4 protein-coding genes, 2 tRNA genes and 2 rRNA genes (1 of these 8 cut by a window edge) are annotated in these 11,211 nt (G+C 62.7%); 3 read left to right on the top strand and 5 right to left on the bottom strand.

Annotation, left to right across the window (positions count from 1 at the left end; all coding sequences use genetic code 11):
* The 4 genes from CIT39_RS04305 to CIT39_RS04290 all read right to left on the bottom strand — a co-directional run.
* Positions 1-59: ribosomal RNA gene (locus tag CIT39_RS04305) — 23S ribosomal RNA — on the bottom strand; it reaches 2,813 nt to the left of the window's first position.
* A 412-nt stretch (positions 60-471) separates the two neighbouring features.
* A tRNA-Ala gene (locus CIT39_RS04300) sits at positions 472-547 on the bottom strand.
* A 33-nt stretch (positions 548-580) separates the two neighbouring features.
* Positions 581-657, bottom strand: a tRNA-Ile gene (locus CIT39_RS04295).
* 191 nt (positions 658-848) lie between these two features.
* A 16S ribosomal RNA gene (locus CIT39_RS04290) occupies positions 849-2,337 on the bottom strand.
* The 16S and 23S rRNA genes sit together here with 2 tRNA genes alongside, the layout of an rRNA operon.
* A gap of 1,190 nt (positions 2,338-3,527) precedes the next feature.
* Between CIT39_RS04290 and CIT39_RS04285 the strand changes: the two genes are divergently transcribed.
* Together CIT39_RS04285 and CIT39_RS04280 are read left to right on the top strand one after the other, a co-directional pair.
* Complete coding sequence (locus CIT39_RS04285; protein WP_094973247.1) at positions 3,528-5,594, top strand: M23 family metallopeptidase; 2,067 nt, start codon at positions 3,528-3,530, stop codon at positions 5,592-5,594.
* Between the two features lie 151 nt (positions 5,595-5,745).
* A complete protein-coding gene (locus CIT39_RS04280) occupies positions 5,746-7,365 on the top strand; it encodes an NHL repeat-containing protein (RefSeq protein ID WP_094973248.1) in 1,620 nt (539 codons plus the stop codon).
* A gap of 144 nt (positions 7,366-7,509) precedes the next feature.
* Here CIT39_RS04280 and clpB read toward each other — a convergent pair whose 3' ends face one another.
* Entirely contained in the window at positions 7,510-10,149 is a 2,640-nt protein-coding gene (gene clpB, locus CIT39_RS04275) for an ATP-dependent chaperone ClpB (protein ID WP_094973249.1), read from the bottom strand.
* 254 nt (positions 10,150-10,403) lie between these two features.
* On the opposite strand from clpB, the gene CIT39_RS04270 reads away from it, so the two are divergent.
* Positions 10,404-11,192 (top strand): MOSC domain-containing protein, encoded by a 789-nt coding sequence (locus tag CIT39_RS04270; RefSeq protein ID WP_094973250.1) that lies wholly within the window; start codon positions 10,404-10,406, stop codon positions 11,190-11,192.
* Positions 11,193-11,211: the final 19 nt, after the last annotated feature.

The raw sequence follows: 11,211 nt of genomic DNA, 5'->3' as shown, positions 1-11,211 counted from the left end.
CGTCCTTCATCGCCTCTCAGCGCCAAGGCATCCACCGAACACCCTTAAGGCACTTGATTGCTCTCATTATCAATGTCCACACACTCGGCAGAATGTTGTCTGCAGAATTGCCTTGCGGCACGCGCCCTTGATGAACGCTATCTGCAGCCGGACAATGATTAGAAAGACCAGCTTGCTTCGTAAGATCGTTCCGATAGCGAGGCGGTCAAGCTTCGCTAAAAGGATCATTTACAACTCACTTGTCTCTCAAGCGCAGCCTTGTGAGCTGCCTTTGAAAGACGCACGAGCGCCGAAATGATCCGGAGATAATGAAGTATCGCGCAACAATTGCTTGCTGCCCGATCCAACTCGGATCGATCTCCTCTTTACGATGTCAGAAATCACGCAACTTGCTGTCTATCCAGACTAGCAGGAAGCGAAGTGATGTTTCGCGGACGATTAGTTGCACGGTCAGTCGATGATCAGGCCATCTGGTGGAGCCAGACGGGATCGAACCGACGACCTCATGCTTGCAAAGCACGCGCTCTCCCAGCTGAGCTATGGCCCCGTAACCAGAAGACGAATGCTCACTCGATGAGTGTGGTGGGCCTGGGAAGACTTGAACTTCCGACCTCACGCTTATCAAGCGCGCGCTCTAACCAACTGAGCTACAAGCCCCTAACGCATATCCCGTCAAGGACCAGGGATCCTGCGCATGCAGGCCCAGCGCGTGTTCGTCCGCGAAGAAAGAGAAACGTAGACGGCGAAATCCCGCCAATGCAGCTCAACAATCCTGACGATCGTTGGCCACTGATGTTTCTAAAACGATCCGATAGTTAGCCGAAGCTAAACTGAAGGATCATCCTTAGAAAGGAGGTGATCCAGCCGCAGGTTCCCCTACGGCTACCTTGTTACGACTTCACCCCAGTCGCTGACCCTACCGTGGCCGGCTGCCTCCCTTGCGGGTTAGCGCACCGTCTTCAGGTAAAACCAACTCCCATGGTGTGACGGGCGGTGTGTACAAGGCCCGGGAACGTATTCACCGTGGCGTGCTGATCCACGATTACTAGCGATTCCAACTTCATGGGCTCGAGTTGCAGAGCCCAATCCGAACTGAGACGGCTTTTTGAGATTTGCGAAGGGTCGCCCCTTAGCATCCCATTGTCACCGCCATTGTAGCACGTGTGTAGCCCAGCCCGTAAGGGCCATGAGGACTTGACGTCATCCCCACCTTCCTCGCGGCTTATCACCGGCAGTCTCCTTAGAGTGCTCAACTAAATGGTAGCAACTAAGGACGGGGGTTGCGCTCGTTGCGGGACTTAACCCAACATCTCACGACACGAGCTGACGACAGCCATGCAGCACCTGTGCTCCAGGCTCCGAAGAGAAGGTCACATCTCTGCGACCGGTCCTGGACATGTCAAGGGCTGGTAAGGTTCTGCGCGTTGCGTCGAATTAAACCACATGCTCCACCGCTTGTGCGGGCCCCCGTCAATTCCTTTGAGTTTTAATCTTGCGACCGTACTCCCCAGGCGGAATGCTTAAAGCGTTAGCTGCGCCACTAGTGAGTAAACCCACTAACGGCTGGCATTCATCGTTTACGGCGTGGACTACCAGGGTATCTAATCCTGTTTGCTCCCCACGCTTTCGTGCCTCAGCGTCAGTATCGGGCCAGTGAGCCGCCTTCGCCACTGGTGTTCTTGCGAATATCTACGAATTTCACCTCTACACTCGCAGTTCCACTCACCTCTCCCGAACTCAAGATCTTCAGTATCAAAGGCAGTTCTGGAGTTGAGCTCCAGGATTTCACCCCTGACTTAAAGACCCGCCTACGCACCCTTTACGCCCAGTGATTCCGAGCAACGCTAGCCCCCTTCGTATTACCGCGGCTGCTGGCACGAAGTTAGCCGGGGCTTATTCTTGCGGTACCGTCATTATCTTCCCGCACAAAAGAGCTTTACAACCCTAGGGCCTTCATCACTCACGCGGCATGGCTGGATCAGGGTTGCCCCCATTGTCCAATATTCCCCACTGCTGCCTCCCGTAGGAGTTTGGGCCGTGTCTCAGTCCCAATGTGGCTGATCATCCTCTCAGACCAGCTACTGATCGTCGCCTTGGTGAGCCATTACCTCACCAACTAGCTAATCAGACGCGGGCCAATCTTTCGGCGATAAATCTTTCCCCGTAAGGGCTTATCCGGTATTAGCACAAGTTTCCCTGTGTTGTTCCGAACCAAAAGGTATGTTCCCACGCGTTACTCACCCGTCTGCCGCTGACGTATTGCTACGCCCGCTCGACTTGCATGTGTTAAGCCTGCCGCCAGCGTTCGCTCTGAGCCAGGATCAAACTCTCAAGTTGGACTTGAACTTTGAACCGGCTGATCACAACGTTTGACGAGGTCCCACCATTATCGACCGAAGTCGATGTGCTGCCTGCGATTCACATCGCGGGCAACGATGGTGTTTCCTTGAAAACGTGTACCGCCGAAGTCTTTCGTCCGGTCCCGATCCAAAAAGCCGAAGCTCTTCAAATGCGAGACCCGCAAGGACTCCGCCGTCCACGTTTCTCTTTCTTCATCTTCACTTGTCAAACAGCCCGGGACCCAGAGGCCCCATCCTTCCCTAGAGGAAAGGTTCCGACACCCTTACTGACGACGAATGAACTCCAACCGATTTGTGTCGGCTGTTGTGCACTCAACGAGGTGAGGAGCATCAGTGGCGCGTTCGCTCGCCTTGGTCAGTGACCCGGCGGCGCCGCGCTCAGTGGTCGGGTTATAGGCCCCCGCACTCGGGATTGTCAACGCCCATTGTCAACAAATCGTCGCACGGTGGATTGTCGCGAAAAACAACGTGTTTCCAGATGGTTAGAAGGGCCGCAAATGCGCCAATCCGATCGGGCCGGTGAAAAAACTTGAAAAAAGTTTGCCCCCCAGGGGGCTCCCGGAGCCGACCTGGGAGGGGTTGTGGAGGGGGCGTGGGAAGCGACCTGTGAAGCCCAGGGGAACGGCCTGGCGAGGGGATTGCGCGCGGGTCGGGCGACTTGGACAGGATGCTTGGCCGCATACTTGGACAGGATGCCTGGGCCGGATACTTGGGCCGGATATCTGGGCCGCATAGTTGGGGAGGCTGGAGGGACGGCTTGCCGTACCATTGCGGTGGAAGCGGCTTGTGGCGTCCTCTCGGGAGGCCCCCGCCCCCGGACGTTCAGGAAACTTTTTCCATGACAGGCGCCGTACTTGAGCCACAATCCCGCGGCGTTCTGATAAGAGACGAGCTTGAATCGCAGGGATGCCAGTGGGGGCTGCCGGCGGTTTTCATGGTGTCATAGGAAGGCGATCTTGCAGATGACGCGGCCTTCCTCCGACATTCGAGAGACATCGAGAGAGCTTTTTCCGTCCAGCTGTTCGTAAATTCGGCCGGGCCCTTCGCGGGGCCTTCTGAGCGCGAACACCTGCGCGGCTTGCCTTTTCCCGGCGATCCCCCTTCAAGAGGGCGGCCAGGGACAGGGCCAGAACCGGGCTTTCTTGGGTCGTTGATTGGGGGACTTGAGTGAACCACAGGACATCACGCGGCGCTTACGGGCGTGAGACCGGGATCATCGATCTCGGCCACGAGCCGCCGCTGTCCGTCGATGGTTCCGAGGCCGCCGTGATCGATCGCCGCCGCGTCTCGGTGCAATGGTTCAGCGGGACAATCCTGACCGGACTCTGCGGCGCAGCCCTGATCGGCGGCGCCGTTTTCGCATCGCTCGACGGCGAGATGACCTTCGCCAAGGTGCCGGAGCGGGTCGAGGGCGCGCTGCGCGGTGCATTCGGCGCCGCCGATCGCGCCGCCACGCTGCACAAGAGCGACCGCCTGCCGCCGCCGAGCGAATCCACGGCGTCCCGCAACATCGTGCGCGTCTCCACCGTCGCCCGTGTCGGCAACCGCGACGTGATGCGGGTGCGCCCCTTCGTGCGTATCGCCGGCAATTTGTCGATGACGACGAGCGACCTGTCGGCGAAGATCCCGCCGTTCAACGCCCAGCGCCTGCTCACCGATGTCGGCTCCGATCCGAAGACGGCAGCCGAGGACCCGAACAACCCGGAAGCCGTCGAGCCCGACGCGGAAGTCTCCTTCGTCACCAAGGACCTGTCGGCGGTGCTGCCGAAGGCCAAGATTTCCGCCGTGGTGGCGCTCGACGACATCCTGATGCGGGTGCGCGACGCCGCCAACTGGCGCGGCAATGGCGGGGTGCGCTACGCCTCGCTCGCCAACGCCGCCGCCGACATCTCGGGCGCGACCGGCCCCTCCGACATGAGAAGCGCCTACGCCGCCGAAGCCTCGCCGTCCGATCCCTATGCCGGCTTCGAGACCCGCGTGGTGCCGGAAAACGTGACGCTGCTGCCCAAGACCAAGGAGCAGATCACCGGCGGCAATCCCAACGGCGAACGCGTCCATCTGGTCAAGAAGGGCGACAGCGTCGCCTCGGTGCTGCGCGATCTCGGCGCGACGGCCGAGGAAATCAAGGCGATCGCCGCGACGCTCGGCCCCCGCGGCCGCGACGGCGGCCTGAAGGAAGGCGAAAAGCTTCGCATCCTGATGGCGCCCGCAAGCCCCGGCGCCCGCCTCCAGCCCTATCGCGTCGTGGTTGCAAACGAAACCATGGTCGAGGCGATCGCGGCGCTGTCCGATCTCGGCAAATACGTCGCGGTCGACGTCTCCAGCATGAACACCGTTGCCGACGCTGCCGCCAACGCGAGCAGCGAAGACGATGAGGACGATGACGGCAGCGGCGTGCGGCTCTACCAGAGCATCTACGAGACCGCGATGCGCAACAAGGTCCCGATGCCCGTCATCGAGGACATGATCAAGATCTACTCCTACGACGTCGATTTCCAGCGCAAGGTGCAGCCGGGCGATTCCTTCGACGTGTTCTACGCAGGCGAGGACGAGGGCGTAACCTCGAGCGAAAAGAACGACGTGCTGTTCGCCTCCCTCACCGTCGGCGGCGAGACCAAGAGATACTATCGCTACCAGAGCCCCGACGACGGCGTCGTCGACTACTATGACGAGACCGGCAAGAGCGCGAAGAAGTTCCTGGTCAGGAAGCCCGTCAACAACGCCATCATGCGCTCGGGCTTCGGCGGCCGCCGCCACCCGATCCTGGGCTATGTGAAGATGCACACCGGCGTCGACTGGGCCACCGCCTACGGCACGCCGATCTTCGCCTCCGGCAACGGCGTGATCGAGAAGGCCGGCCCCGAAGGCGGCTACGGCAAATATATCCGCATCAAGCATTCCAACGGCTACGAGACGGCCTACGGCCACATGTCGGCGTTCGCCAAGGGCATGGAGCCGGGCAAGAAGGTGCGGCAGGGCCAGGTGATCGGCTTCGTCGGCTCGACCGGTCAATCGACGGGCCCGCACGTCCACTACGAAATCCTTGTCAACGGCCGCTTCGTCGATCCGCTGCGCGTGAAGCTGCCGCGCGGCCGTTCGCTGGAAGGCGCGGTGCTGGCGGGCTTCGAGAAGGAGCGCGACCGGCTCGACAGCATGATGAGCGGCCGCGGCGGCGCGATCGCCCGCATGTCGGATGCGACCGGCGGCCCCTTGCAGGTCAGCAACCGGCAGTAGCAGCCGGCCGGCATCGGCCTGACAATCTCCAGCTACGATCCGAACTCCGACGTTCTCGCGCGCGGCCCGCGTCGCAGTCTCACAATTTAAAGTTTCGTTTGCCAAAGCCGCATCGGGGGCGAATACTTTCCAGAAAACGGGAGGTCTCGCCATGAACGACAGGCTCGCCTGCGCAGCATTCGTTGCAGCTCTTTTTGCCACCACGAGCGTATCGGCCGAGACTTGGGAGGTCACCAAGCTGGTCCAGGGTTCGGCATTCCATGGCGTGCACGGGCTCGGCATCGACAAGGCCGGCCGCCTGTTCGCCGGCAGCGTCGCCGGCGCGGCGCTCTACGAGGTCGACATATCCGGCGGTACCGCCAAGGTTGCAATCCCTATTCCGGTCGGCATGGCCGACGACATCGCCTTCGCGCCCGACGGCACCATGGCCTGGACCGGATTCCTGACCGGCGATCTCTATGCGCGAAAGGGCGACGGCCCGATCAAGAAGCTCGCCAGCGGCCTTCCCGGCATCAACTCGCTCGCCTTCCGCAAGGACGGCAGGCTCTACGCCACGACCGTTTTCCTCGGCGACACGCTCTACGAGATCGACGTCGAGGGCGTGAAGCCGCCGCGCCAGATCATGGAGAAGATGGGCGGCCTCAACGGCTTCGAGTTCGGTCCCGACGACAGGCTCTACGGTCCGCTCTGGTTCAAGGGCCAGGTCGCAAAAGTCGACGTCGACAAGGCCGAGCTGACCGTCGTCGCCGACGGCTTCAAGATCCCGGCCGCGGTGAACTTCGATTCCAAGGGCAATCTGTTGGTGGTCGACACCGCGCTCGGCCAGCTCGTCCGGGTCGATCCCAAATCGGGCACCAGGACCACGGTCGCGCAGCTGAAGCCGTCGCTGGACAATCTCGCCATCGACGACAAGGACCGCATCTTCGTCTCCAACATGGCCGACAACGGCATCCAGGAGGTCGATCCCGCGACCGGCCAGGCCAGGCAGATCATCATCGGCAAGCTCGCGCTGCCTGGCGGTATCGGCATCACCTCGGAGAGCGGCAGGGATACGATCCACGTCGCCGACGTGTTCGCCTATCGCACGGTGGACGGTGCGACCGGTGAGGTCACCGAGAAGGCGCGCATGCACGCCGCCGGCACCACGCTCGAATATCCGATGAGTGCGACGGCGCGAGGCAACGACGTGGTGCTGTCGAGCTGGTTCACCGGCACCGTGCAGGTGATCGACGGCAAGACCGGCGCGACGCGCGACATGCTGCACGGCTTCAAGGCGCCGCATGATGCGATCGTGCTCGCGGACGGCAGCATCCTGGTGGCCGAGCTCGGCACCAAGTCGCTGGTCAAGGTGAGCGGCGAGCACGGCAAGGATCGCACCACGCTGATCGGCAACCTCGAGGGCCCGGTCGGGCTCGTCCGTGGCAAGACCGACGAAGTCTACGTCACCGAGGCCTTTGCCGGCACCGTGTCCCGGATCGACAGCAACGGCGAGAAAACCGTGATCGCCAAGGAGCTGAAAATGCCGGAGGGCATCGCGCGCGGCAGCGACGGCACGCTGGTCGTCGCGGAAGTCGGCGCCAAGCGGCTGATCGCGATCGCGCCGGATAGCGGCAAAATCACTGAGATCGCCGCCAATCTCCCGATCGGCCTGCCGGGCACGCCTGGCGGGCTGCCAACGAATATTCCGACGGGCGTGGGGGTCGGCGCGACTGGGGTGATCTACTTCTCGTCCGACATCGAGAACGCGATCTACAAGGTAACAAACAGATAGCGTCTGATCCGCCGCGCAATCTTCGTGGGGTGCTGCGCACCGTTCGGACCACGCATTTTAGCCAGCAGACGCGACCAAAAAAACGCCCCGGAGAGGCTGGCCTCTCCAGGGCGTTTCATCTTTTCAGCCGTCGATCGCCCGCTCTCAGTTCAGCTTTCGCTTCGTCACCGGCGCCTCGAACTGGGCGATCTCCGCGGTCTGCGGGGCCTTGCCGTTGAAGGTCAGCACGTTGCCTTCGGACGAGATCGCGACACTGTCGCCGTCCCTGACGTCGCCGGCCAGGATCATCTCGGCGAGCGGGTCCTGGACATGGCGCTGGATCACGCGCTTGAGCGGCCTTGCGCCATAGGCGGGGTCCCAGCCCTTTGCGGCGAGCCAGTCGCGGCCGGCGGCGTCGAGCGTCAGCACGATCTTGCGATCGGTCAAAAGCTTCTGGAGCCGGGAGAACTGGATCTCGACGATCCGGCCCATCTCGCTGCGCTGCAGGCGGTGGAACAGGATGATCTCGTCGACGCGGTTGAGGAATTCGGGGCGGAAGTGCCCACGCACCATTCCCATCACCTGCTCGCGCACGGCCGAAGTGTCCTCGCCCTCCGGCTGGTTCACCAGGAATTCCGAACCAAGATTCGAGGTCATGATGATCAGCGTATTGCGGAAGTCGACCGTGCGGCCTTGGCCGTCGGTCAGGCGGCCGTCGTCGAGCACCTGCAACAGGACGTTGAAGACGTCGGGATGCGCTTTCTCGATCTCGTCGAACAGCACGACCTGGTAGGGCCGGCGCCGCACCGCCTCGGTGAGCGCGCCGCCCTCGTCATAGCCGACATAGCCCGGAGGCGCGCCGATCAGCCGCGAGACCGAGTGCTTCTCCATGTACTCGGACATGTCGAGGCGGACCATCGCGGTCTCGTCGTTGAAGAGGTACTCCGCAAGGGCCTTGGTCAGCTCGGTCTTGCCGACGCCGGTGGGGCCCAAGAACATGAACGAGCCCATCGGCCGGTTCGGGTCTTGCAGGCCCGCGCGCGAACGGCGCACGGCGGTCGCAACCGCATGCACGGCTTCGGCCTGTCCGACGACTCGCTTGCCGAGGGAGTCCTCCATCTTCAGGAGCTTGTCTTTCTCGCCCTCCAGCATCTTGTCGACGGGCACGCCGGTCCAGCGCGAGACCACCTGCGCGATGTGGTTGGCGGTGACCGCCTCCTCCATCATCTCGCCGGAGTTCTCCTTGGCCTCGATGTCGGCAAGCTGCTTCTCGAGCTCGGGGATCCGGCCATAGGCCAGCTCGCCGGCCTTCTGGAATTCACCGCGCCGCTGGGCGTTGGCAAGCTCGACCCGCAGGCCGTCGAGCTCGGCCTTCAGCTTCTGGGCGTCGGAGAGCTTGTTCTTCTCCGCACTCCAGCGTGCCGTCAGCGCCGCGGACTTCTCCTCGAGGTCGGCCAGCTCCTTCTCCAACGTCTGCAGGCGGCTCTTCGAACCGGCATCGCTCTCCTTCTTCAGTGCTTCCTGTTCGATCTTCAGCCGGATGATTTCCCGATCCATCGAATCGAGCTCCTCCGGCTTGGAATCGACCTGCATCTTCAGCCGCGCCGCGGCTTCGTCCATGAGGTCGATCGCCTTGTCGGGCAGGAAACGGTCGGTGATGTAGCGGTTGGACAGCGTCGCCGACGCCACGAGCGCGGAATCGGTGATCCGCACGCCATGGTGCTGCTCGTACTTGTCCTTGAGGCCGCGCAGGATCGAGATGGTGTCCTCGACCGAGGGCTCGCTGACGAAGATCGGCTGGAACCGCCGCGCCAGCGCAGCGTCCTTCTCGACGTGCTTCTGGTATTCGTCGAGCGTGGTCGCGCCGATGCAGTGGAGCTCGCCGCGGGCCAGCGCCGGCTTCAACAGGTTCGACGCGTCCATCGCGCCGTCGCCCTTGCCGGCGCCGATCAGCGTGTGCATCTCGTCGATGAACAGGATGAAGGTGCCCTCGCTCCCGGTCACTTCCTGGAGCACGGCCTTCAGCCTTTCCTCGAACTCGCCGCGGTATTTTGCACCCGCGATCAGCGCGCCGAGATCGAGCGAGAGTAGCTTCTTGTCCTTCAGGCTCTCCGGCACGTCGCCATTGACGATGCGGAGCGCGAGCCCTTCGGCGATGGCGGTCTTGCCGACGCCGGGTTCGCCGATCAGGACGGGATTGTTCTTGGTCCGGCGCGAGAGCACCTGGATGGTGCGGCGGATCTCCTCGTCGCGGCCGATGACCGGATCGAGCTTGCCGTCGCGCGCGGCCTGGGTCAGGTCGCGGGCATATTTCTTCAGCGCGTCGTACGCGTTCTCGGCTGTGGCCGAGTCGGCCGTGCGGCCCTTGCGCAGCGCCTCGATCGCGGCATTGAGATTTTGCGGGGTGACGCCGCCCTTGGCGAGGAGCGCGCCGGCCTCGCTGGTCTTTTCCAGCGTCAGGCCGAGCAGCAGCCGCTCGACCGTGACGAAGCTGTCGCCGGCCTTCTCGCCGGCCTTTTCGGCGGCATCAAAAGTGCGGGCGAGCTCGGGCGCCAGATAGATCTGGCCGGCGCCGCCGCCGGAGACCTTCGGCACCTTGCCGAGGGCGTCCTCGGTCGCCTTCAGGATTGCGCGGGAATTGCCGCCGGCGCGGTCGATCAGACCGCCGGCCAACCCCTCGCTGTCGTCGAGAAGCACCTTGAGGAGGTGCAGGGTCGAAAATTGCTGGTGCCCCTCGCGCATCGCAAGCGACTGCGCGGACTGGATGAAGCCCCTGGAGCGTTCGGTATATTTGTCGATATTCATCTTTTCTGTCCCTCGGCCTGCCCCTGGAGCCCACTAAGGCACTCCAAACGGCATCTTCATTGGGTTTCCGATGACCGCATTGACGTTTCTCAACCGGTAACGGTCGTGTTTCGCCGACGTTGCCACCGGCCTGAGGCAGATGTGGGAAGCAGGTTGCAGATGCGAAAGAGGCGAGTTCACAATTTCGTGCGCCGACCCGCCGGCTTGGCGGGACCGGGTCGAATCCCTTAAGTAGCAGCATGACCCCGACCGCAATGCCAGTCAGCCACACTGCCGAAATCACCGGGCTCTTCCGCTACCCGATCAAGGGCCTGACGCCGGAACCGCTTACCCGCGTTCCCCTACAGCCCGGCCGGACCCTTCCCGCCGACCGCCGCTACGCCATCGAGAACGGCCCGAGCGGGTTCGATCCCGAGCAGCCCGAATGGAAGCCGAAAATCCAGTTCCTGATGCTCGCGCGCAATGAGCGGCTTGCCGCTCTCGACAGCCGCTTCGACGACGCCACCAATGTCTTGACCATCCGCCGGGACGGCCAGACCGTCACCAGCGGCGATCTCGAGACCGCGGCCGGGCGGGCCGCCATCGAGAGGTACTTCGCGGAGAATTTTCAGCCGGAGCTGAAGGGTCCGCCGAAGCTGCTGTCAGGCCGCGACCACAGCTTCTCCGACGTCGCCCGCAAGGTGGTCTCCATCATTAATCTCGGCAGCGTCCGCGCCATCGAGACCATGCTGGGCGGCACTGCCGTGCATCCGCTGCGCTTTCGCGCCAATCTCTACCTGAAGGGCTGGCCGGCCTGGTCCGAGCTCGACCTGGTCGGCCAGACGCTGGCGATCGGCGCGGCACGGCTGAAGGTGGTCAAGCGCATCGTCCGCTGCCCGGCGACCAATGTCGACCCGGTGACGGCCAAGCGCGATCTCGAAATCCCGCCGACACTCTCGCGCAACCTTGGCCACATGGATTGCGGCATCTATGCCGAGGTGATCGAAGGTGGCGAGATCGGCGTGGGTGATGCGGTGGCGATCGAAGAGCCGAAACTAATCTGACGACTTGCCTGTTCAACGA

It is taken from the genome of Bradyrhizobium symbiodeficiens, from assembly GCF_002266465.3.
Lineage (GTDB): Bacteria > Pseudomonadota > Alphaproteobacteria > Rhizobiales > Xanthobacteraceae > Bradyrhizobium > Bradyrhizobium symbiodeficiens.
Note: the sequence above shows the minus strand (reverse complement) of the source record. Positions and strands in the feature narration are given on the sequence as shown.